Here is a 21555-nt window from a genome sequence, read left to right on the forward strand (position 1 = left end):
GCTGCCTTGCGGCCAATTTTGCTGCCTTAAACCACGCTTAAGCCGGGCTTAAACATACTGCGTTGCACAAAAATGTTGCTTGACTTAATTAGAATGATCGTTCATTCTATAGTCTGTGCTTAATTTTTATACAGAAAGCCCAATCACATGGAAGCCTTTTTCTGCAAAAAACCTCTGCTGCGGACCGCTGGCGCCGCAGCCATGATCTCCGCACTGGCCGTATTGGCCGGTTGCTCCAAATCCACGACCGAAGCACCTCACCAGCAGCAGGTGGCGGAAGTGGGCGTTTTCAAAGTAGCGCAAGAAGCGCTGCAAATCACCACTGAACTGCCAGGCCGTACCGCTGCTTATCAAGTAGCGGAAGTGCGCCCGCAGGTCAGTGGCCTGATTCAGAAACGCCTGTTTGTTGAAGGCGCCGACGTTAAAGCCGGCGTCGCGCTGTACCAGATCGACGCGGCCACTTATCAAGCCGCATACAACTCGGCCAAGGCGGCTCTCGCCAAGGCCAAGGCCAACCTGGTTGCCGCTACCCCGAAAGTGGCGCGCTACAAGGAACTGTTCGCCATCGAAGGCGTGAGCCGCCAGGACTACGACGACGCTGTCGCCGCCCACGAGCAGGCCAAGGCCGACGTGGAAGCCGCTACCGCCGCACTGGAACAAGCCAAGATCAATCTCGATTACACCCACGTCGATGCGCCGATCAGCGGCCGTATCAGCCGTTCGGCCGTAACGCCGGGCGCACTGGTGACCGCGAGCCAGACCACCGCGCTGACCACCGTGCAGCAGCTGGACCCGATCTATGTTGACTTGACCCAGACCAGCGAAGACATGCTGCGCCTGAAACGCGAAATCGAAAACGGCGGCTTGAAGAAAAACGGCGGCCAGGCCAAAGTGACCTTGCTGCTGTCCGACGGCACCAAGTACGAGCAGGAAGGCAAGCTGCAATTCTCCGACGTGACGGTTGATCCGGGCACCGGCAACGTGACGCTGCGCGCACTGTTCCCGAATCCTAAACACGATCTGCTGCCAGGTATGTTTGTGCGCGCCGTGATTGAATCCGGCGTCAACGAACACGCCATCGCTGTGCCGCAGCAGGGCGTGACCCGAAACGCCAAAGGCGAAGCGACCGCGCTGGTGCTGAACAAGGAAGGCAAAGTTGAACAGCGCACGCTGGTCACTACTTCCACGCTGGGCGCCAAGTGGCTGGTGAAATCGGGCCTGAACGAAGGCGATCTGCTGATCGTGGAAGGCGTGCAGAAAGTGAAGCCGGGTGCTCCGGCCAACGCTGCCAAGCCGGCTGCTGCTGTCGCCTCGGGCTCCAGCCCTAAGAGCGCGCAATAAGGAGATAGCTCATGTCCCGTTTCTTTATTGATCGCCCGATTTTTGCGTGGGTGGTCGCGATTGTGATCATGCTTGCGGGCGTGATTGCGATTCTCGGCCTGCCGATATCGCAGTATCCAAGCATTGCGCCGCCGTCGATTTCGATCAGCGGCTCCTACCCTGGCGCCTCGGCCAAGACGGTGGAAGACGCTGTCACTCAGATCATCGAACAAAAGATGAAGGGTATCGACGGCCTGCGCTACATGTCGTCGTCGTCCGATTCGACCGGTGGCGTCAGCATCACCCTGACCTTCAAGAGCGGCACCAATCCTGACATCGCGCAGGTGCAAGTGCAGAACAAGCTGCAGCTGGCGACGCCGCTGCTGCCTGCCGCCGTGCAGCAGCAAGGCCTGGTGGTTGCGAAAGCCACCAAGAATTTCCTGATGGTGCTGGGCTTCGTGTCCGAAGACGGCTCGATGAAGCAGGCCGACATTGGCGACTACGTGGCCGCCAGCGTGATTGATCCAATCTCGCGCGTGGAAGGCGTGGGCGATGTGACCAACTTCGGTTCGCAGTACGCCATGCGCATCTGGCTGGACGCGGCCAAGCTGCAAAGCTACCAGCTGACGCCAGCCGACGTATCGAACGCCATTACGGCGCAGAATACTGAAGTCTCCGCCGGTGAATTGGGCGGTCTGCCTGCCGTTAGCGGCCAGCAGCTGAACGCCACCGTGACCGCGCAAAGCCGTCTGCAAACCGCCGAACAATTCGGCGCCATCCTGCTGAAGACTTCCGCCAACGGCGCCACCGTGCACTTGCGCGATGTCGCCCGCATGGAGCTGGGCAGCGAGACCTACAACATCCTGGCTCGCTACAACGGCAAGGCTGCTTCCGGCATGGCGATCAAGCTGGCCACCGGCGCTAACGCGCTGGATACCGCCAATGCGGTGAAAGCCAAAGTGGCGCTGCTGGAGAAACAGTTCCCGCACGGCCTGAAAGCGGTCGTCGCTTTCGATACCACCCCATTCGTCAAACTGTCGATTGAAGAAGTGGTGAAGACGCTGGTGGAAGCGGTGATCCTGGTATTCCTGGTGATGTACCTGTTCCTGCAAAACTTCCGCGCTACCCTGATTCCTACGATGGCGGTGCCTGTCGTTCTGCTGGGTACCTTCGCCATCCTGTCGGCGCTGGGCTACTCGATCAACACGCTGACCATGTTTGCGGTGGTGCTGGCGATCGGCCTGCTGGTGGATGATGCGATCGTGGTGGTGGAAAACGTTGAACGCGTGATGACGGAAGAGGGCTTGTCGCCGTTGGAAGCGACCCGCAAGTCCATGAGCCAGATCAGTGGCGCGCTGGTGGGCATCGCGATGGTGTTGTCGGCGGTATTCGTGCCGATGGCCTTCTTCAGCGGTTCGACCGGTGTGATTTATCGCCAGTTCTCGATCACGATCGTGTCGGCGATGGTGCTGTCGGTGATTGTGGCGATGGTATTCACGCCAGCACTGTGCGCGACCATCCTCAAGCCAGTGGAGAAAGGTCATCACCTGACCAACAAGGGCTTCTTCGGCTGGTTTAACCGTACCTTTGAACGTAGCACCAACAAGTATCAAGGCATCGTCGGTGCTATCTTGAATCGCGGTGGCCGTTCGCTGGCGGTGTACGGCATCATCGTGGTGGTGCTGGCCGTGGTGTTCGTGCGCTTGCCGACTTCCTTCCTGCCGGAAGAAGACCAGGGCGTGCTGTTCTCGCAGATCCAGCTGCCAACCGGCGCGACGCAAGAGCGTACGCTGAAGGTGATTGAAAAGGTCGAGAACCACTTCATGAACCAGGAGAAGGACGCTGTCGCTTCCGTGTTCGCGGTGGCTGGCTTCAGCTTTTCCGGTAATGGCCAGAACAGCGGTATCGCTTTCGTGCGTATGAAGGATTGGTCTGAACGTCCAGGCGCTGCGAATCGCGTCAACGCGATTGTTGGACGCGCCATGTGCACCTTCTCGCAGATCAAGGATGCGATGGTGTTTGCGTTTGCTCCGCCAGCCGTGCTGGAACTGGGTAACGCCAGCGGCTTCGACTTGCAGCTGCAGGATATCGGCGGCGTCGGTCACGATGCGCTGATGGCTGCGCGTAACCAGATGCTGGGTATGGCGTCCAAGAGCCCTGTGCTGGTGGGCGTGCGTCCTAACGGCCAGGAAGATACGCCGCAGTACAAGATCACCGTCGACCAGCAGAAGGCCATTGCCCTCGGCTTGGCCGTGGCGGATGTGAACAAGGTGCTGAGCACCGCTTGGGGTAGTGCCTACGTCAACGACTTCGTGGATCGTGGCCGCGTGAAGAAGGTGTACCTGCAAGGTGCAGCCGAATCGCGCATGACGCCGGAAGACTTGAACAAGTGGTTCGTGCGTAATGCCGACGGCCAGATGGTGCCTTTCTCGGCCTTCTCGACCGGCCAGTGGATTTACGCTTCGCCGCGCCTGGAACGCTACAACGGTCTGCCATCGACCGAAATCCTCGGTATGCCTGTACCGGGCCAGTCGTCGGGTACTGCCATGGCGGAAATCGAGAAGCTGGCAGCACAACTGCCGCCGGGTATCGGCTACGAGTGGACCGGCCTGTCGACCGAAGAACGCGACTCCGGTTCGCAAACCACGCAGCTGTATGCGATCTCGATCCTGATCGTGTTCCTGTGCCTGGCCGCGCTGTATGAAAGCTGGTCGGTGCCGTTCTCGGTACTGCTGGTGGTGCCGCTGGGTGTAGTTGGTACGGTGCTGTCGACCTATGTGTTCAAGCTGTCGAACGACGTTTACTTCCAGGTCGGCCTGCTGACCGTGATCGGCCTCGCGGCGAAGAACGCGATCCTGATCGTGGAATTCGCCAAGGAGCTGCAAGAGCAGGGTATCGAATTGAAACAGGCCACGCTGCAAGCGGTGAAACTGCGCCTGCGTCCTATCCTGATGACCTCCATCGCTTTCGGCCTCGGCGTGCTGCCGCTGGCGATCAGCAGCGGCGCCGGTTCCGGCAGCCAGAACGCGATCGGCGTGGGTGTGTTGGGCGGGATGCTGACCGCAACCTTCCTGGGCATCTTCTTCGTACCGCTGTTCTTTGTGCTGGTGCGCGGCTACTTCGCGCCGAAGAAGGCTGCTCCTGCAACTGTAGAGGTGCATTAATATGAAAAAGTCTTTAATCACGATGGCAGCGCTGGCGATGTTGGCCGGCTGCAGCCTGGCGCCGGTGTACGAACGCCCGGCGCAAGCGGTGACGCCAGCATGGCCGACCGGCGACGCCTACAAGGGCGTGCCGGCTGCCGCTGCCGATGCCAAGCCGGTGTCGCAAATCCAGTGGCGCGACTACTTCTCCGACGAGAAGCTGCGCAAGGTGATCGAGCTGGCGCTGGCTAACAACCGCGACCTGCGCGTTTCGGCGCTCAATATTGAGAAAGCCAAGGCGCAGTACAGCATCGACACCGCGGCCTTGCTGCCCAAGTTGTCGGCGAATGTGAACCAGAGCGCCTCGCGCACGCCGTCGAATATGACTGGCACTGGCGACGCAAAACTGAACCGCCAGTACAACGGCGGTTTGGTGATGTCTTCGTACGAGCTGGATTTCTTCGGTAAGGTGCGCAGCCAGTCGGAAGCCGGTTTGCAGAGTTATCTCGGTACCGAAGAAGCACGCCGCACGCAGCAGATTACGCTGGTGTCGGAAGTGGCTAACGCTTACCTGACCTTGATCGCCGACCAGCAGCGTTTGAAGCTGGCGCAGGAAACCCTGAAAAGCCAGCAGACCAGCTATTACCTGAGCAAGAAGCGCTTCGCTTCGGGCCTGGTGGCTGGCACCGATATGTACGATGCGCAGACCACGTTGGAATCGGCGCGCAACGACGCTGCCGTCTACACCGCGCAAGTGGCGCTGGACCAGAATGCATTGACGCTGCTGGTCGGCAGCGCCGTGCCGGAAGAGCTGCTGCCGACGGGTGACCTGAACGAGGTGACCCAGCTAGCGGCGATTCCGGCAGGCCTGCCGTCGGACCTGCTGCAATCGCGTCCGGACGTGCAGGAAGCGGAACGCGCGCTGCGCGCCGCCAACGCCAACATCGGCGTGGCGCGTGCTGCTTTCTTCCCGAGCATCTCGCTGACGGCTTCTGGTGGTAGCGCCAGCACCACTTTGTCCGGTTTGTTCAAGGCCGGTTCGTCGGCGTGGAGCTTTGTCCCGCAAATCAACCTGCCGATCTTCGACGGTGGCGTCAACCGCGCCAACCTGAATATCGCCAAGGCGAATCGCGATATCTCGGTAGCGCAGTACGAGAAGGCGGTGCAGACTGCGTTCCGTGAAGTGGCCGATGCACTGGCAACGCGCGGCACAGTCGATGAGCGCCTGTCGTCGCAGCAGGCGCTGGTGAATGCGGCGCAGAAGAGCTACACCATCAACGAGGCGCGTTACCAGAAGGGGGCGGATTCGTACCTGAACGCGCTGGTGTCGCAACGCGCGCTGTATTCGGCCCAGCAAGGCCTGATTACCACGCGCCTGGCCAAGAGCAGCAATGCCGTCACCTTGTACAAGGTGCTGGGCGGCGGCTGGCAGCCGGAATTGCCGCAACCGCGCGGCTGATTCAAAACGGCGGGGGCGAGGGCTCCCGCCGGTATAATCAACCCACTATCATTCAAATGGATCGCTCCATGAAATTCGACGTCAAACGGCGCACAGACCCGGAACGCGCGCAGAACCGCCGCAACCAGGTCTTGCAGGCAGCAGCGGTGTGTTTCGCGCGCAGCGGCTTCCATGGCGCCAGCATGTCCGAAATCTCCAAGGAAGCGGGCATGAGCGCGGGCCACATCTACAACTACTTCGAGAATAAAGAAGCCATCATCATGGCGTTTGTGGATCTCGAAGTAGAGCATGTGACGGGACAGTTGCGTGAACTGGAAGGCAAGGATGATCCGCTGCAGTCGATGATCGACGACGCGCCCAAGCACGTGGATGAGAATCTCGAGCCGGAGTATTTCCAGCTGCCGCTGGAGATGTTTGCCGAAGCGGCGCGTAATCCGAAAATTGCTGAAGCGTTGCGCATTGGCGACCAGGCAGCGATGGATCGTTTCCGCCCCATCGTTAAGCGAGAGCGCGAGCGGCGCGGCCTGCCGGTGGACGATGAACTGCTGGATGGACGCATCGATACCGTGGTGTCGCTATTTCACGGGCTGCCGATACGTTCCCTGCACCGGCCGCAGGTCAACCGCAACTCGCTGGTGGAAGGCTACCGCGTTGCGTTGAAGGCCTTGCTGTTGACCTGATTTGTCTCTTAATGTATCCGCCCGCTGCACGCGGGCGGCTGCTGTTGTACCATGTCTGATGTCTCTTTCCCGCTTACAGGAGCATCATGACTTCCTACGTAATTCCCGCCCATGACATCGTCGGCCTGCCGGTCGCCGGTACTGCTGATTTATTCCCGGTGCGCCGCGTGTACTGCGTCGGCCGCAACTACGCCGGCCACGCGCGCGAAATGGGCTCTGACCCGGACCGCGAACCGCCATTCTTCTTCTGCAAACCGGGCGACGCCCAGGCCGTGGTGCCGGCGGCGCCGAATCGCGTACTGGAGCTGCCGTATCCGCCGGGGACCAATAACCTGCACTACGAGTGCGAACTGGTGGTCGCCATCGGCAAGGGCGGAGCGAACATCGCGGTGGAGGATGCAGCGTCGCATATCTACGGCTACGCGGTCGGCTTCGATATGACACGCCGCGACCTGCAATTCAAAATGCGCGACGCGGGCCGTCCTTGGGAGATCGGCAAAGCCTTCGATTTCTCGGCGCCGATTGGTTTGATTCATCCTGCGGCCGATGCGGGAGATATCAATAACGCAGCGATCCAGCTGGATGTGGATGGCGTGACCAAGCAGTCCTCTGCCATCTCGCATCTGATCTGGTCGATCAACGAAACGATTGCAAATCTCTCGACCTTGTTCACGCTGGCGCCGGGCGATTTGATTTTCAGCGGTACGCCGGAAGGTGTGGGCGCGGTGGTGCGCGGCCAGGTCCTGGAAGGCAAGGTTGCAGGCTTGTCGCCGATTACCGTGAAATTGGTATAAACCGTTTATAGCAAAGCGTCGATGGCGTTTAATGCATCGAGTGCACCAGCAGCCAGTCCGACGTCGCTCGGGCTGGCGACTTGCGGCTCACGCGGATTAACGCGGATCATGCGTCCATTGTGATGGCTGATGACGCTCTGGCCGAAGTGCCGCACTGACGGAATCGCCGTACCGGCGCCCAGTTCAACCAACAGCGGGCGTTCAGCTTTGCTGAGCAGCCGTTGTAAGCGCGCTTCCTGCGCAGCGGCGCGCTGCTCATTCCATCCCCAGTTGCCAAACATCAGGATATTCGGCCGCGCCAAACCGCCGCAGTGAGGGCAGGTAGGCGGCTCGTTTAATAGCCCGCAAGCCTCGTTGTCGACCTGTGGCTGATAGCCATCAGCGCTCCAGATCACCGGGATTCATGCGGTTATCTTAGCGCCGCAAAGCAAACATGACAAATACTTAAACCCGCTGCTATAATTATCCGGTTAGTCGGGGCGTAGCGCAGCCTGGTAGCGTACGTGCATGGGGTGCACGGGGTCGGAGGTTCGAATCCTCTCGCCCCGACCAACAAAATCAAATACTTACGCGTCGTCCTGTGTAAATCCACAGTGCTGTATATTAGATGGGCATCTAATATAAAGTGCCGCCTCCCTCACTTTTCGCTTTCCTTCCCCCACGGCAGGGTCACATCCAGTGACGATACTTCGGGGATCGCCTCCTTGATATATACCTTGCTTGTCTTCGCCGACGTGTGCACCAGGCGCTTCTGAATTTCTTCAATCGTCACACCACGCCTGGCAGCATCAGTGGCCGCAAGCGCCCGCAGGTGCCGGAACTGAATATCGGCGCCATCCATGCCGGCACGTGTTTTCGCCCGCCGCCACATTGAACTCAGACCTGACTTCGAATAGGGATGGCCCTTGTGCTCTCCGGCCAGTGCAGGGAACAAGTACGCGCTCACCACGCCATGTTTGCGTTTAATAGCGCGTGCGCGATCAATCACTTCCTGCACCTCTGGCGTAATCTTGAACTCCACGGCCTTACCGCTGGTCTTTTTCGTTTTGCTCGGTGTCGTGGGAATGAAGCCGTCATACTGCACATCTTTTAGCTGACGAATATCGATCGCTCGCTGCCATAGCAAGTAGGTCATATCAATGATGCACGCGAACGTTGGGCCGCTTAGATTATCGGCCTCATGGCCAGTATCAGCGCGAGGCGTTGCCTTGAGGCCGGCGGCCCTGATGGCGGCGAACTGTTCGTGTGTCGGCAGCGTCGTGCTGATTTTTGTCCTCTCAGCCAACTCCAACTGGTCCATTGGATTGTCCTGGCGTAGGCCCTGTTCACCGATGATGAAACGAAACAGCTTTGCCATCAGGCTGGCGACCTTCTTTGCGGAATTGGCCTTGCCTTTGTATTTGGCCTTGATGTAGTCGGCGCAGTCCTTCGTCGTCGGTTCCGTGGCGTGGAAATTGGCGAAGGCCGCCGATAGTCTGTCAAGCTTGGCTCCATATGCATCAACCGTTTCCTTGCTGTACTCAGGCTCCCTGATCTTCTCACGCTTGAACTCGCGAATGCAGTGAGGCATCGATCCCTCGATCAGATTGGGCTCACCTAGCACCAGACCAAGCTCTGTGTGCATACGGGACTTGCCGTCGTCTACGCGGCAAAGTTTAATCCATGCCTTGACTGGCTCCTTAGGCTTTCTTGGATCGATGATCGGTGCCGCCGGCACGAAATAGTACGCGCCAAACTTCACATATACCCGCTGAGGAAGGTCGCGGTGGCCTTTTCGTTTGCGATTCATTTAAAGCACCAGTTTGGGACGTTGGGTTACGCGCATTCCCGGCGCAGCAGGTGCGGCCATTAAATCCCGGCGCAAGACGCGGACAGTATTGTCGTGCAGCCGGCGCGCCGGAATTCCAAGATCCGTCAGCACGCGCATTTGATCTGCTGGCCTGCGGTATCGCGTCAGGTCCGCGATTTCCTCTTTCGACAAAGTGTAGCGGTTTTCGATGCTACTCATACTTATTTACCTCGTTGATCGCGCCAGTGTAGGAAAGGCTGGCGCACAAGTTCATGAAAGCGCCGTGCGGCGGCGTTGCTACTGTCCAGCTCACTGCGGCTTTGGATCTGGCAGACCGATAGGACGAATCGTTTGGCCTCTTCCTCTGACCAAATTGCACCAAGCGGGTCGATATCCTGCAGATAACTCAAAAACTCGGCTTGACGGCAAAACGCGCAGGCCATGATGCATAGTTCGCGAGACCGAGGGTTTTGCATGGTGTCAGCTCACATCTGGTGCCAGCGTGACTTCGCTGGCGGGGACCGGCTCAGGCCGCCCAGTTAGGTACACCTCCGTCTCGATCGCCCCGCCGGCCGGACCGGTGCGCAATACATGGATGTGGTTGTACTTGCCCTGATACAGCACCCGCTGGCAATTGTGAACGGCACGCAGCAACATCTGATCATGCTTGAAGGCTTCAGCCCTGGCGATCTCAGACAGGCTTTGACGTGGTTCATTCGCTCCCATATTTCCTCCGATAGGCTTTGGTGAGGGCGCCATTGACGGCGTGATCGCGTTTCAATATTTCGCCCGCCAAACGGGCACGGTCGGCGTGACTATTTCCCGCCTGGCGTAGCAGGCCAAAGTAGCTATTGGCTGTCGCGTAGAGGTCTTCGGTGGAAACCCCGCGAACACGGCTCAGCGCCTCGTTTACGGTGCGGCGGCGTGTCGTGCGGCGCCATGGCCGAATAACGTGGCCAACGAAGTCGACGCCGCGGCTAACAGGCTGCAGAATGGTCTTGGTTGGATTGAGACGCACGTGCAGGCGATCAGGCAGGAAGGCATCAATGCGCTGATGTGCCGTTTGAAGCCACTGCGGCGATTCGTGCAACAGCACGAAATCATCGACGTAGCGTATGTAGTGCCGCACGCGAACCTGGTGCTTCGCGAACTGGTCCAGCGCGTCAAGAAAGACGTTGGCGAAGAATTGTGACGAAAGGTTCCCGATTGGCAGCCCAAGATGCGCCGCCTGGTTCATCAGGCGCTTGTGCGGCGGAACGCGAGCCAGGAGCTCCGGCGCACCGCGCAGCTCGAAATCCTCACGCGGGTCGTGATGCAGGATCGTGCCGGCCAGCTGCATCCACCACGGCTCGGTGACGCGAGCGGCCAACTGACCGTCCAGCACCTGTTTGTCGATCGAGACGAAGAAATTAGCAAGGTCGCATTTCAGGTAGTGCAGAGGCTTTGACCAGTTCTGGCTTGCGCTGCGGATCTTCGATTCCAAGCGCTGCGCGGCGTACATCGTGCCGCGCCCGGGGATGCACGCACAGGTATCCGCGATGAAGCTGCGGTAAAAGCGCGGCGATATCTTGTTGTAGAGCAGGTGATGTACTATCCTGTCGCGAAAGTCCGCCGCCCATACCTCGCGCGCCTTCGGGCGGGTTACGACGAAGCAGATCGACTTGCCGGGCCGATAGGCGCCGGCCGTCAATTCTTCGTATAGCTCGAACAGGTTGTACTCCAAGCGCTCTTCGAAGTGAAGCGCGCTCTGGGTGTTGCGTTTGTTACGCCGGCAGTCGAAGTACGCGACCACCAGCTCCTCCAGCGAGAAGTCCGCAGGAATTGCATCGTTTCGATCTGCGGACGACGCGAACACGGCCTTCGTTGTCCTTGTGGTTGTAGTTCTGGTTGCCATCGTTGAAGTTCTGGTTCCACGCGTTAGAAGGGTTGGAGGCGTGCTGCGTCCGTTCATGCTATCTACGTCGCCCCACCGAAGGCTACAGCCGATCAGCGGGGTAACTGCGCCAGGCCTGGCCGGACACCGCCGACTGGTTCCTGTGGTGCGCATGGCGGTGGCCTTGTGAGCCAGCGGCACGACCAGATTTAAAAATCGCTCAGACATGACGGCCTTGACGGTCAAGTAGCGGGCGACGATGCGGAGTGCTTGCGCCATCCGTTGGCCTGGCGGCCGATCTTTCCGGTAAGCCCGATCGCTTTCGCGAACTGGCCCTTCGAGATCAGCGTGAGATCTACCGAAAGCCGGAACAGTAGCTCCGTGACTTGCACCCGCTCCAGCAGCAGGTCGAGGTGCGGCACCTTGTCGCGCGCGCAATTCGCCTTGTAGACCAGTAGCGAAAGTTCCAGGCACTCGGCGTTGATCTTCTGGCCCACCGTTCCCTTGTAGTCGCGGCGCATGTTTTTGATCAGCTCCATGGCAAGCAACATCAGTTCGTAGGTCAGCTTGTAGATCGGCAGTTCGGTATGGATGGCCATAGGAATGACTAAATTATTGAATGACTAATCTGCGGACGACGCGAACACGGCCTTCGTTGTCCTTGTGGTAGTAGATCTGGCTGCCATCGTAGAAGCCCTGGCTCCACGCGTCAGAAGGGTTGGAGGCGTGCTGCTCGCCGGACCAATACCAGCGCGGCTCGAATTCCTCCTTCAGATTTGCGAACAGCATGGACTGCTCGCGACGCGTTGGCAGCTCGCCGCCGGCGGCCGCCGCGAATGCCTTTGCCTTATCCCACGCCAGGCCTTCGGCCTTGTTCGGCAGCAGGAACAGGTGGTAGTCCGGCTCGCCGTCTTTGCCGAGAATCAGGCCAGCGTATAGCTCGCCCTCACGCAGGTTTTGTTGCAGGAAAATCTCTTTCGACATCTTGCTCTCCTAGTTTTGGAAGTGCCGGCGTGCCGGCGGATTTTGCTACATGCTGCTACCACCAGTTCCAGATCGCCAGAGCGATGAACAGGCCATAGATCAGGGCAATTTCAAGCCAGGTCGCGCGCCGCGCGTTGTGGTCTTTTTCAGATTGCTTAGCCACGGAGACCCCCTTCACTGTTGGCGGCGTGCTCGTATGCGGGTGCCGTTAGTTCGAAATAGCGCCGTAGGAACTCTGCCTTCGCTGCGCCTGGAGTCAACGGCAGGATCGTTTCTGGCAGCGGCTGGATGCCAACCAGACACGCCCATTGGCCCGCACCGGGCGGCATCAGATCACGCTGCTCTGTGGCGAGCAGAACCATGTCGGCGACCTTCACCTCCGGCGGCAGCGCCGGGTTGACGCCGAAGCGCATCAGCACTGCGCTTTCGACTGCCTTCTCGATGGCCTTGTAGTCGGGCAGCAGCGCCTTCAGTGGCCGCGAGACGTCGCCGATGAAGGCCTCGGCCGCATCATGCAGAAGCCCAGCCAGGGCATGCTCCGGTGGCACCACGTGGCTTACCAGTACCGAGTGCTGTGCCACCGAGTAGAACTCACGCACGTGACCAGTAAAGCGGCAGACATGGGACAAAGCGTGCGCGACGTCTTCGATGTCAAATGCCGAGTCGGCGGGCGCCGTGAAGTTGAAGTAGTTCCCCGATTGGGTGAAAATGTCGGACCGCATTGGCGGCGCGCTGCTGATGTGTTGGTTCATGCCTTTGCCTCCCCGCCGAGAGCTTCCACGACGTCGCCCAGCAGCTTGGCAAGTTCGCCCGTCATCAGCATGAAATCGCCGTCAAAGCGTTCATCGGCGTTGTGCAAGCCTGAGTCTTTTTCTTCCAGCACATCCAGCGGCTTGACGCCCTTGATCGCCAGCGATTCGGTCAGCACGAACGAAATCTTGTTGTCCCAGGTCATAGCCAAGCGGGTGCACTGCTTGCCGGCCACGATGTGGCGGCGCACTTCTTCCGGATCCAGCGAGTGCTTGACGTAGCGCACAGCCGCCTTGCTCTCGCCGGTGGCGCGCAGCTCGGTGTCCATGTCGACCGTGAAACCTGCCGGGGCTTCGTCGGTTTGCAGCCACTCGGTCATCACGCCGACCGGCGAGCGCTGCACGCGCAGGCTCTCCAGCGGCAGCTTGTCGACCGCCTTCAGCAGCAGCTTGATGACGTCGTCCGCCTTGGCCGGGCTGGCTGCATCGACCACCAGCCAGCCGTTGACAGGATCGATCCAGACATTGATGAACGTCGCGATTGGAAGGGCACGCGGCAGCAACTCATCCGCAATACGCTCCTTCAGCTCCTTCATCGCTTTTTTGCCTGGAGCGAAGCCTTGTGCTTGTTCCATTTCGGCAGCGCGCGCCTTTGCCGCCTGGTTGATGGCTTTCGCTGGCAGCAGCTTCTTCTCCGTCTTGAGCTGCAGCAGCATTTGGCGGTTGACGGTGTGCACCAAGTCGCCGCCCTCGCGCGGTGGCACCCATCCTTGGCGTAGCATGTCGTTGTCGCCCGGAGGGACAAACCATTGCGCCGCAAGCGCCTCGATCAACGCCGCCGGCGTCATCGCCCAGTCAGCCGGTACGCGATAGACCTGCAAATTCTTGAACCAAGACATGTTGCCTCCCTAGCTATTTGTTTTGAGAACTTCTTCCATGCGCTCGCCTGCCACCCGCTCTGCGCGCAGCGCACGGGTCAACTCGATCCCTAAGGCCCGGTGCTGTTCGTAAAGGTTTCGGCAGCGCTGGCCAGCGTGTTTGTAGGCGCGGATCGCGCGCCAACCCAGATAGGCGCGAAGAATGAGCTTTAGCCAGCGATTCATCGTTGCACCATCGCGGTTACGCCCAGCGCACCAGATTCATACGCGGCGTCTATCAGCAAGCCCAGGTCGCCGATGGCGGCGTAGGTTCGCATGCCATCGGTAGTGCGTTCGGTGATGAGGTACTTCATTGCACTCTCCATCAGGTGGGTGGAAGCGCCGCCCGCGGCGCGCCGGTACGAATTGATAAAGGACTAAATTGGCAATCTGCGGACGACGCGAACACGGCCTTCGCCGACCTTGTGGCCGTAGTGCTGGCCGCCAACGTGGAAGGTCTGGCCCCACGCGGAAGAAGGGTAGGAGGCGTGCTGCGTGCTGGACCAGTACCACCAGTCTTCGAACGCGTCAGCCGCGCCTGCACGGAAGTTTTCGACCGTCGCCTGCGCCGGCGATTCTTCGGTGTAGGCTTCGCCGGCAGGCACGCTGCTCGGATTGACACCGTCTTCGCCATCGGCATAGTTCTCGTCGTCGGTTGGCTTGAAAGCTCGGTATTGCAGCTCCTGCTCGTCACGCGACGGGATGTACCAATCCTTGTGGCCATCGATCACAAGGGCCAACGCTTCCTGCGCCAACGTGCTGCCGGCGCCGGCCAGCGCTTCGGTGTTTGCCGCACCGTCGGCGCGATGGCTGGAGCCATCGACTGCCGCACTGGACGGATGCAGCTTGCCGCGCAGCTGGCCAGCGGCGCCGGCGGTGATCAGCGCAAATTGCTTGCCTTCGATCTGGATGATGCCGGTGAAGTAGCCGCCGGCATATGCTTCGCCGATAGCGGGCAGGGTAGTCGCCGCGGTGTCGCCAGACAGAGTTTCGTTTGCAACAGATACAGCTGTGCTCATGGTGTTCTCCATAGGTGAGTAAAAGAACCGGCGCCGTGCGCCGGATTAAGAAATTGATGAAGGACTAAATTGGCAATCTGCGGACGACGCGAACACGGCCTTCGTTGCCCTTGTGGCCGTAGTACTGGCCGCCACCGGTGAAGCCCTGGTGCCACGCGTTAGAAGGGTCGGAGGCGTGCTGCGTGCTGGACCAGTACCAGGTGTCGGACAGCGCGTCGATGCCGCCGGCGCGGAAGTTAGGTGCGATGGTCTGCGCTGGAGTGTCGCGGGTGTACAGCTGCCCCGTTGGTGCGCTGCTTGGGTTCTCACCGTCGCCGCTGGTGACAGCATTCGGCCGGGTGGTTGGTTTGAGGTTGCGGTATTGCAGCTCTTGCTCGTCGCGCGACGGGATGTACCAATCGCTGCAGCCGCCGATACGCAGATCGAAGGCCTTGGCGGCAAGTTCGCTGCCAGCCATTGCCATGGCGCGGGTATTGACATAACCATCGGCGCGCGAGACTGCGGCGCCCACGCCATTGTAGTCGGCACTCCACTTGCCACGCAGCTCGCCCTCGGCGCCGGCGGTGATCAGTGCGTAGCGCTGGCCGTCGACAACGATGATGCCCGTAAAGTAGCCGCCCGCAAAGGCCTCGCCGATTGCTGGCAGGCCGACTGCTTGATCCACTAAGTTCAGCTCGGCGATCAGGTCAAGCGACGCGGTGATGATGCGTTGATCGGCATCGAACACGATCAGGTGCGAGCCGCGCCGATCGGTGTACTTGGTGAAGCCTTCCCAGACCGAGGAGACGGCCAAGCCGGTGATGGTGCGATCACCCAGCTTGGCGCTGTAGGTGCGTTCTTCGGTGATGCTCAGGACTGCGGCGGCAGGTGCCATGCTATTTCTCCATCGGTTGGTGAGTCGATGGAGTGATTATAGCGATTAGCTAATCTAAGTAAAGCAAAATATATAGCGATTAGCTAAATTAATTTATGGCAGCACATGCTGTTGTCGTTTTTCAGGCGACAAAGGCTTGATACAGATCAGCGCAACTCCCCGCCCAGGGAGAGGCAATTGATACTGGCGGGATCCTTTAACTTCACAGCCGTTCCTGTCCCAACAGGGCGAGCCCACGCCAGTAGCCCGAACTTTTGGCCGGTGTTCAAATTGACGATGGCGTCGGCGCCGATATTGCGGGCATCAGCAGCCATAAGAGGTAGCAACTCGCTCACACTCCCATAGGTTCGCTTCGAGCTATCTATTTGACCTATTATTAAGTAGCCAACGTTGTTGGGCAGAGGGGATTTCAACATGCAGACAGGTCCTGCATGTGCGGGAAATTTTTCGGGCAGGTTTTCCGAAAGTTTGACTTTAGACCTTGCTGCGCAGCCAGAAAACAGCGCCAGTAAAACGACCGCATAAATTGATTTCATAGAAATTTTATTGTCCCTAGTTGTTGGAATGCTAAAACCTTGAACCCTCGCGCCGGACCACTCTACCGACCACGATACATTCACCACTGCGGCAGGCGCGCCTGTGAAATCGCCTCTGATCTGCGTTGTCTGACATTAGCCACCATTGTCCCGCATCTCTCGAAATTCTTTTTACGACAGCCTCGCCCTCGTAGTTGATGGCGTAGATGGCATTATCGACAAGCTTGGTGTCTGCTAGGTTGATTACGATCGTGTCGCCCTCGTACAGCGTCGGCTCCATACTTTCCCCTTTGACCTGAATCGCGACTAGCCTACTCGGATTCAGGCCCTCTCGATCTGCCCAATCACGCGGCACGCTCTTCTTCCCTCCCGACTGATATTCAGGCTCAGTTCGTACGCCTTGCATCCCCGCCTGGAGCCTTAGTTTCACAAGAGGTATTTGGTAATAGTAGTCCGCGTCACTGTCTATCGCGACGACTGGCACCGCGTCAGGAAAAATGCTAGTCACGGTAGCCAAATCAAGTTGCTCGTGTTCGGCATCCATCCATCCGTGAGCCTCACCAAGAGCTTGTTCAATCCGCCTAGCCAGATCATCCCCCATTGTCTTGGGTTTTCCGGTCTTGCTCTCAGGTGTCTGGTTTTTTATCTGACTCAAGTAAGCCGCAGACGTGCCAACCGCTTCGGCCAACTTCGCAGCAGTGCGGTATCGCTCAATTGCGCCAAGCAAATTTTGGCGTCGGATTTCATCGTTGGTTTTCATAGCCATCATTAAATAGCATATAGCTAAATTTTTAAATGTGCGATTCGCTATTGCTTTTATTTAGCTAATCGCTATACTTTCCCGCATGAACCTACGCGACTATCTATCCCTTGAGCGTGGCCGCCAGGCAGTGCTCGCAAAAGCTATCGGGGCACATGCTCCAGATGTCAGTCGCTGGGCGGATGGAAGTCGCCCAGTACCGCCAGAGCGTTGTGTTGACATCGAAATCGCCACTGACGGCCAGGTCACTCGCCCCGATCTTCGCCCAGCAGACTGGATGCGAATCTGGCCGGAGCTTGTTCCCCACGCCGTCGCATCGACTGGCTCAAAGAACTGAGCTGTCGTAAGTATCACATTTCTTTTTCTTAACTCTTACGTTTTTTGAATGGACCAGCGCATGAATGCCCAAGACGCCTTCCACAAGACAGTTCACACCTATCCCGGCGGCGCAGAAGCGTTGGCTGCGCGCATGGGCGTCGCCGCCGGTGTGTTGCGCAACAAGGCCAACCCGAACATCGGCTACCACAAGGCTACGCTGGCTGACGCCGAACTGGCTATGTCTCTGACTGGCGACGTGTCGGTGCTGCATGCGCTCGCTTCGGCCGTCGGTTATGTCTGCCTGCGCGTGGATGTGGACTCAGCGCCTTCGGATGTCGCGGTGCTGGAGCTGGTCGCGAAGGCCTGGTCGGCAAGTAGCGATGTTGGCGCCGAGGTGTACGCCACGCTGGCCGACGGCGTGGTCGAGCCACATGAGATCGCTCGCGTGAAGGAGCGGGTATATCGCACTACCCAGGCAATGCACGAACTTGTCGCGCGCCTCGAAGGTCTGGCCGAGAAGTGAATTCCCACCAACCCTGCAAAGGAGAACTGCATGAGCACCACGCTGTTGAACACCAGCCCTCGGCAACTCGAACCGAACGCATTGATCGACTACCTGCTGACCGAGAACAACATCGCCAACGATGCAGCGCTGTCGCGTGCGTTGGAAGTTGCTCCGCCAGTCATCAGCAAGATTCGCAACAACCGCCTGTATGTCGGTGCCACGCTGCGCCTGCGCATCATGCGCAAATTCGGCATGTCGCTGGAGAAGCTGGACGAGCTGGCGCCGGAGCCCGCTTGAGCGCGCCTGTACCACAGGCTCCACTGGAACCGCATCACGTCATGACCCGCAAGCACTACGAACAGCTGGCCCGCGAAGCAGCTGGCCAGAAATAGGAAAGGCCCGCGTGGGGCGGGCCTTAGGTACAACAATCGAACAAGGACATTATCCATGAAATTCCCACCAAAGAACAGCCGTGGCCGCACCATTCTTGAAGCGTTGCTCGCTGAACCTGCCACGATCTACCAGGGCATCGAGCGCCACGGTTTGCTGTCGCTCGGGCAGCGCGCCATCCAGCAGCTGTACGACCAGCTGGAGCTTGACCAGTGCCTGATCAAGATCGGCGTGGTCTACAAACTCAGCACGGCCGCACGCACGCGCTTGGTACCGGAAGAGTGCACCGAGGAAGCCGGCGCGCCGGCTGAACCAGCTTATCGCGGCAACTGGCAAGGCCCGGCGATGACTGCCGCCAGTGCGCGCCGGTCTGGCGCGGCCTTCGGTTTGGATTGGATTCGCCAATGAATGCCCCGGTTTATCGCTGCGTGAACTGCCGTCAGCCGCAGGGTATGCCACATGCGCAGGGCTGCGTGTTTTCCCGTTTGACGGTGGGAGGCTGATATGGGCGCATTCTGCGTGTTTGGCATCAGCAAGAGTGCCTGCAAGTCGGCTGCCGATAAGGCGGTGCTGACCTACGTGGTCCGCGACGGCAAAACGATCAGCCTGACCGTCGACGAATGGCGCGTCAAGCGCGATGCAATGGCTGCGAAACTGTTCGACGAGTCCGAGAAGCCGGTGCGTATCAGCCCGGAATTCGATGCGCCGCAGTTCTGCGAGGACTGGATGGCCGCCGCCCCTGGCGAGATCAAGTTGGCCAAGGTCATGGTGCGCGGTCCGAAATTTGACGGGGGGTGTCCCTATGTACTTCGTCAACCAGTTCGCGGAGGTGCGCAATGAAGCGTGACTCTTTCATTCCTAGCCCGGTGAGGGAGCAGCTAGACCTCTTTCCCGTGCCGCCAGCAGCGCCCCGCATGACGCTTGTTGAACGGATTCATCATGTCGCTTTTTCCGATTTGGTAAAAGCGGAGGTGCTCAGCATCGTTCAGTCGCGCGTGGGCGAGTGGCTAAGCTGGCGCGACTTCCGCTCGGTAATCGACCGACACAGTATCGGTTCGTGTTTTGGGCATCTCCTGCACCATCTTTCCCGCGCCGGCCTGCTGCTGGAGCAGGAGTGTTATTTCGGTAGTCGTTACCCCTGGGAGGGAAACTACCAAGGGTATAGCACCCGCTGGGCGGCATTGGGTACTGAAGGTCCGCTCGTGCTGACGGAGGTTTGTAATGGCGGGTGACTGGATCAAAATGCGGTGCAACCTTTGGGACGACCCGCGCGTGTCGAGCCTGTGCGACATCACCGGCGTGGCCGAAGCCACCGTCGTCGGCGGTCTGTACTGGCTGTGGGCGACAGCTGACCAGCACTCTGCTGACGGCTTGATGCCAGGCATGACAACTCGCGCGCTGGATCGCAAGTGTGGTGTGGTGGGTCTCGGCGCCGCGCTGGTGCAGGTTGGCTGGTTGGATGAGTCAGCAGAAGGCCTACGCATTCTCAATTTCAGCGACCATAACGGCGCGTCAGCGAAAAGTCGCGCGCAAACGGCTCGCCGAGTCGCCAATCATAAGTCTGGTAACGGCGAGGTAACGCATGCAGCGTTACCGAAAAAAGATCAGAGCGTTAGCGGTGCGTTACCTAGAGAAGAGAAGAGAAGAGAAGAGTTAACTTCTACTACCCCTGACGGGGTAGTCGCCACCAGCGAGGCTGGCGGCACGGTCGTTGCGCTGCCGAAGTCAGGAAAGCCAGGCTGCCCGCACCAGGAGATCATTGCCTTGTACCACGAGCTGCTGCCCCAGTGCCCAGGTATTCGGGACTGGACGCCCGCTCGCGCCAACCAGCTGCGCGCCCGCTGGAACGAGGACAAGCGCCGGCAGGACCTGGCGTGGTGGCGCGAATTCTTCGTCTACGTCGCCAGTTGCGACTTTCTTGTTGGGCGCGGCAGCTCCAAACAGCCGTTCTTCGCCGACTTGGAGTGGATGACCAAGCCGAATAATTTCGCCAAGGTCCGTGAGGGCCGTTACGAGAATAGAGGCGCTGCATGAACGACGACGAACTGGCAACCCTGCCGCCCCAGTCCATTGAGGCAGAGCACGGCGTGCTGGGCGCGTTGATGCGCTGGCCCGACAATTTCGACAAGGTGGGCGACCTGCGCCCGCAGCATTTCTACCGCGAGGACCACCGAAACATCTTTGCCGAGATCGTTAGGCTAGCAGAGCGCGGACAGTCCACCGACGTGATGAGCGTTTTGGCTGCGATGCAGGCTCGTGGCGGCTATTCCGATGGCAACCTGGGGGCATATCTCAACCAGATCGCGCAAAGCGTTCCCACGAGCTTTCACGCCGCGCAGCACGCTCGCATCGTCGTTGACCGCGCCTTACTGCGCGCCTTGATTTCTACTGCAGACAAGATCGTCGGCGTCGCCTATGCGCCGAAAGGGCAGACGGCTGACCAGGTGCTGGATCATGCCCAGTCGATGGTGGCGGGTTTGGCCGAGCGTCGCGTTCGAAACGAGCCGCGCATGGTCCGCGAGATTTTGTCCGAGTTCGTCGACGGCATCGCGCAGCGCTCGGAAGGGCAGGACAGCGCGATATCGACCGGCATCCCCGAGTTGGACCTGCGCCTGAATGGCGGCTTGCGCGCGCAGCAGTTGATCATCGTTGCCGGTCGACCTTCGATGGGGAAGACTGCGCTGTCGTCGGATATCGGCCTGAACATCTCTGAGCAGCACAGCGTCCTGATGTTCTCGATGGAGATGTCGAGTCAGGAGGTGTCCGGCCGTGCACTGGCCAATCGCGGCCGCGTCGAGCTGGCAAAGGTAATGGGCCGAATCAGCGAGCACGACACGCCGGCATGGAACGGCGTCTCCCATGGCTGCGCGAAGCTGTCGGATGTGCGCTTCGCCATCGATGACACCCCCGCTGTAACGTTGCTGGAGCTGCGGCTGAAAGCGAAGGCGTGGAAGCGCAAACACGGATTGGACGTGATCATCGTCGACTACATCGGCCTGATGAGTGGCGGTGAGGGGGATAAGCGCTCCGACCAGATTGGCTCCTACTCGCGCGGCCTGAAGGCGATCGCGAAAGAGCTAGGCGTCGCCGTCATCGCGCTGGCGCAGCTCAACCGCAAATCCGAAGAACGCGGTGACAAGCGTCCGATCCTGTCCGATCTGCGCGACTCCGGCGAAATTGAGCAAGATGCGGACGTCGTCTTGCTCGTCCACCGCCCCGAGATGCACCAGCCCGACGTGGACCGCTTGCGCGGCTACACCGAGGTGTTGATCAGGAAGCAGCGCAACGGCGCCCTGGGGGACGTCCACCTGATGTTCGATGGTCCGACTTGCAGGTTTAGCGGCTGGGGCGGCGCGCCGCCATCGATGGCGGAGGAACGGCCATCTGGGCGCACACGTGGGTTCGGCGGATAGGGGAACTGATTGAGCATAGACGTTTGGCGCGT

At 59.6% G+C, this 21555-nt stretch carries 28 protein-coding genes and 1 tRNA gene; 14 read left to right on the top strand and 15 right to left on the bottom strand.

Annotation, left to right across the window (positions count from 1 at the left end):
- The first annotated feature begins 147 nt into the window (after positions 1-147).
- From GTP46_RS24170 to GTP46_RS24190, 5 genes are all read left to right on the top strand, one after another.
- Entirely contained in the window at positions 148-1341 is a 1194-nt protein-coding gene (locus tag GTP46_RS24170) for an efflux RND transporter periplasmic adaptor subunit (protein WP_371869745.1), read from the top strand.
- 11 nt (positions 1342-1352) lie between these two features.
- Positions 1353-4484: an efflux RND transporter permease subunit gene (locus tag GTP46_RS24175; protein WP_161009183.1), complete on the top strand. Its 3132-nt coding sequence runs from the start codon at positions 1353-1355 to the stop codon at positions 4482-4484.
- 1 nt (position 4485) lies between these two features.
- Positions 4486-5922 carry an efflux transporter outer membrane subunit gene (locus GTP46_RS24180; protein ID WP_161009184.1) on the top strand — a complete coding sequence of 479 codons (1437 nt, stop codon included), beginning with the start codon at positions 4486-4488 and terminating at the stop codon, positions 5920-5922.
- 68 nt (positions 5923-5990) lie between these two features.
- Positions 5991-6602 carry a TetR/AcrR family transcriptional regulator gene (locus GTP46_RS24185; protein WP_161009185.1) on the top strand — a complete coding sequence of 204 codons (612 nt, stop codon included), beginning with the start codon at positions 5991-5993 and terminating at the stop codon, positions 6600-6602.
- Positions 6603-6688: 86 nt separating this feature from the next.
- Positions 6689-7396, top strand: a complete 708-nt coding sequence (locus tag GTP46_RS24190; protein ID WP_161009186.1) for a fumarylacetoacetate hydrolase family protein — start codon at positions 6689-6691, stop codon at positions 7394-7396.
- Between the two features lie 5 nt (positions 7397-7401).
- On the opposite strand, the gene GTP46_RS24195 is transcribed toward GTP46_RS24190, so the two are convergent.
- Positions 7402-7791: an SIR2 family NAD-dependent protein deacylase gene (locus GTP46_RS24195; protein ID WP_202414417.1), complete on the bottom strand. Its 390-nt coding sequence runs from the start codon at positions 7789-7791 to the stop codon at positions 7402-7404.
- 80 nt (positions 7792-7871) lie between these two features.
- Between GTP46_RS24195 and GTP46_RS24200 the strand changes: the two genes are divergently transcribed.
- Positions 7872-7948, top strand: a tRNA-Pro gene (locus GTP46_RS24200).
- 85 nt (positions 7949-8033) lie between these two features.
- Here GTP46_RS24200 and GTP46_RS24205 read toward each other — a convergent pair.
- The 14 genes from GTP46_RS24205 to GTP46_RS24265 all read right to left on the bottom strand — a co-directional run bounded on the left by GTP46_RS24205 (position 8034) and on the right by GTP46_RS24265 (position 16897).
- Positions 8034-9185 carry a tyrosine-type recombinase/integrase gene (locus GTP46_RS24205; protein WP_161009187.1) on the bottom strand — a complete coding sequence of 384 codons (1152 nt, stop codon included), beginning with the start codon at positions 9183-9185 and terminating at the stop codon, positions 8034-8036.
- Positions 9186-9404, bottom strand: a complete 219-nt coding sequence (locus GTP46_RS24210) for a DUF4224 domain-containing protein (protein WP_161009188.1) — start codon at positions 9402-9404, stop codon at positions 9186-9188.
- A gap of 261 nt (positions 9405-9665) precedes the next feature.
- Positions 9666-9911, bottom strand: a complete 246-nt coding sequence (locus GTP46_RS24215) for a hypothetical protein (RefSeq protein WP_161009189.1) — start codon at positions 9909-9911, stop codon at positions 9666-9668.
- Positions 9898-11040 carry an RNA-directed DNA polymerase gene (locus tag GTP46_RS24220; RefSeq protein ID WP_503826657.1) on the bottom strand — a complete coding sequence of 381 codons (1143 nt, stop codon included), beginning with the start codon at positions 11038-11040 and terminating at the stop codon, positions 9898-9900. The genes GTP46_RS24215 and GTP46_RS24220 overlap by 14 nt, the downstream gene beginning before the upstream one ends.
- Positions 11041-11300: 260 nt before the next feature.
- Positions 11301-11657 carry a four helix bundle protein gene (locus GTP46_RS24225; RefSeq protein ID WP_161009190.1) on the bottom strand — a complete coding sequence of 119 codons (357 nt, stop codon included), beginning with the start codon at positions 11655-11657 and terminating at the stop codon, positions 11301-11303.
- A 13-nt stretch (positions 11658-11670) separates the two neighbouring features.
- The gene (locus GTP46_RS24230) at positions 11671-12042 is read right to left on the bottom strand and encodes an Lcl C-terminal domain-containing protein (RefSeq protein WP_161009191.1); all 372 of its coding nucleotides are present in this window, start codon (positions 12040-12042) and stop codon (positions 11671-11673) included.
- Between the two features lie 155 nt (positions 12043-12197).
- Entirely contained in the window at positions 12198-12794 is a 597-nt protein-coding gene (locus GTP46_RS24235) for a metal-dependent phosphohydrolase (RefSeq protein ID WP_229259076.1), read from the bottom strand.
- Complete coding sequence (locus tag GTP46_RS24240; RefSeq protein WP_161009192.1) at positions 12791-13690, bottom strand: recombination-associated protein RdgC; 900 nt, start codon at positions 13688-13690, stop codon at positions 12791-12793. Before GTP46_RS24240 ends, GTP46_RS24235 begins: the two co-directional genes overlap by 4 nt.
- Positions 13691-13699: 9 nt before the next feature.
- A complete protein-coding gene (locus GTP46_RS24245) occupies positions 13700-13894 on the bottom strand; it encodes a hypothetical protein (RefSeq protein WP_161009193.1) in 195 nt (64 codons plus the stop codon).
- On the bottom strand, positions 13891-14022 hold the full coding sequence (locus GTP46_RS30125; RefSeq protein ID WP_267877432.1) for a hypothetical protein: 132 nt from the start codon (positions 14020-14022) through the stop codon (positions 13891-13893). The genes GTP46_RS24245 and GTP46_RS30125 overlap by 4 nt, the downstream gene beginning before the upstream one ends.
- 63 nt (positions 14023-14085) lie before the next feature.
- Positions 14086-14727, bottom strand: coding sequence for an Lcl domain-containing protein (locus tag GTP46_RS24250; RefSeq protein ID WP_161009194.1), 642 nt, complete (start codon positions 14725-14727; stop codon positions 14086-14088).
- A gap of 64 nt (positions 14728-14791) precedes the next feature.
- Positions 14792-15601: an Lcl domain-containing protein gene (locus GTP46_RS24255; RefSeq protein WP_202414419.1), complete on the bottom strand. Its 810-nt coding sequence runs from the start codon at positions 15599-15601 to the stop codon at positions 14792-14794.
- 146 nt (positions 15602-15747) lie between these two features.
- On the bottom strand, positions 15748-16137 hold the full coding sequence (locus GTP46_RS24260; RefSeq protein ID WP_161009195.1) for a hypothetical protein: 390 nt from the start codon (positions 16135-16137) through the stop codon (positions 15748-15750).
- Positions 16138-16168: 31 nt separating this feature from the next.
- Positions 16169-16897, bottom strand: a complete 729-nt coding sequence (locus GTP46_RS24265) for a S24 family peptidase (protein WP_161009196.1) — start codon at positions 16895-16897, stop codon at positions 16169-16171.
- Between the two features lie 85 nt (positions 16898-16982).
- Between GTP46_RS24265 and GTP46_RS24270 the strand changes: the two genes are divergently transcribed.
- The 8 genes from GTP46_RS24270 to dnaB all read left to right on the top strand — a co-directional run bounded on the left by GTP46_RS24270 (position 16983) and on the right by dnaB (position 21523).
- A complete protein-coding gene (locus tag GTP46_RS24270) occupies positions 16983-17234 on the top strand; it encodes a transcriptional regulator (RefSeq protein WP_161009197.1) in 252 nt (83 codons plus the stop codon).
- Between the two features lie 60 nt (positions 17235-17294).
- Positions 17295-17738 (top strand): phage regulatory CII family protein, encoded by a 444-nt coding sequence (locus GTP46_RS24275; protein WP_161009198.1) that lies wholly within the window; start codon positions 17295-17297, stop codon positions 17736-17738.
- Positions 17739-17768: 30 nt separating this feature from the next.
- Positions 17769-18017 (top strand): hypothetical protein, encoded by a 249-nt coding sequence (locus tag GTP46_RS24280; protein WP_161009199.1) that lies wholly within the window; start codon positions 17769-17771, stop codon positions 18015-18017.
- A 150-nt stretch (positions 18018-18167) separates the two neighbouring features.
- Positions 18168-18518 carry a hypothetical protein gene (locus GTP46_RS24285; protein ID WP_161009200.1) on the top strand — a complete coding sequence of 117 codons (351 nt, stop codon included), beginning with the start codon at positions 18168-18170 and terminating at the stop codon, positions 18516-18518.
- A gap of 96 nt (positions 18519-18614) precedes the next feature.
- Positions 18615-18950: a hypothetical protein gene (locus GTP46_RS24290; RefSeq protein WP_161009201.1), complete on the top strand. Its 336-nt coding sequence runs from the start codon at positions 18615-18617 to the stop codon at positions 18948-18950.
- Positions 18947-19342 carry a hypothetical protein gene (locus tag GTP46_RS24295; RefSeq protein ID WP_161009202.1) on the top strand — a complete coding sequence of 132 codons (396 nt, stop codon included), beginning with the start codon at positions 18947-18949 and terminating at the stop codon, positions 19340-19342. The genes GTP46_RS24290 and GTP46_RS24295 overlap by 4 nt, the downstream gene beginning before the upstream one ends.
- Complete coding sequence (locus tag GTP46_RS24300) at positions 19332-20144, top strand: hypothetical protein (protein ID WP_161009203.1); 813 nt, start codon at positions 19332-19334, stop codon at positions 20142-20144. Before GTP46_RS24295 ends, GTP46_RS24300 begins: the two co-directional genes overlap by 11 nt.
- Positions 20141-21523 (top strand): replicative DNA helicase, encoded by a 1383-nt coding sequence (dnaB, locus tag GTP46_RS24305; RefSeq protein ID WP_161009204.1) that lies wholly within the window; start codon positions 20141-20143, stop codon positions 21521-21523. Before GTP46_RS24300 ends, dnaB begins: the two co-directional genes overlap by 4 nt.
- Positions 21524-21555 lie beyond the last annotated feature (32 nt).

This window comes from Duganella flavida, from assembly GCF_009857445.1.
Classification (GTDB): Bacteria; Pseudomonadota; Gammaproteobacteria; order Burkholderiales; family Burkholderiaceae_D; genus Rugamonas; species Rugamonas flavida.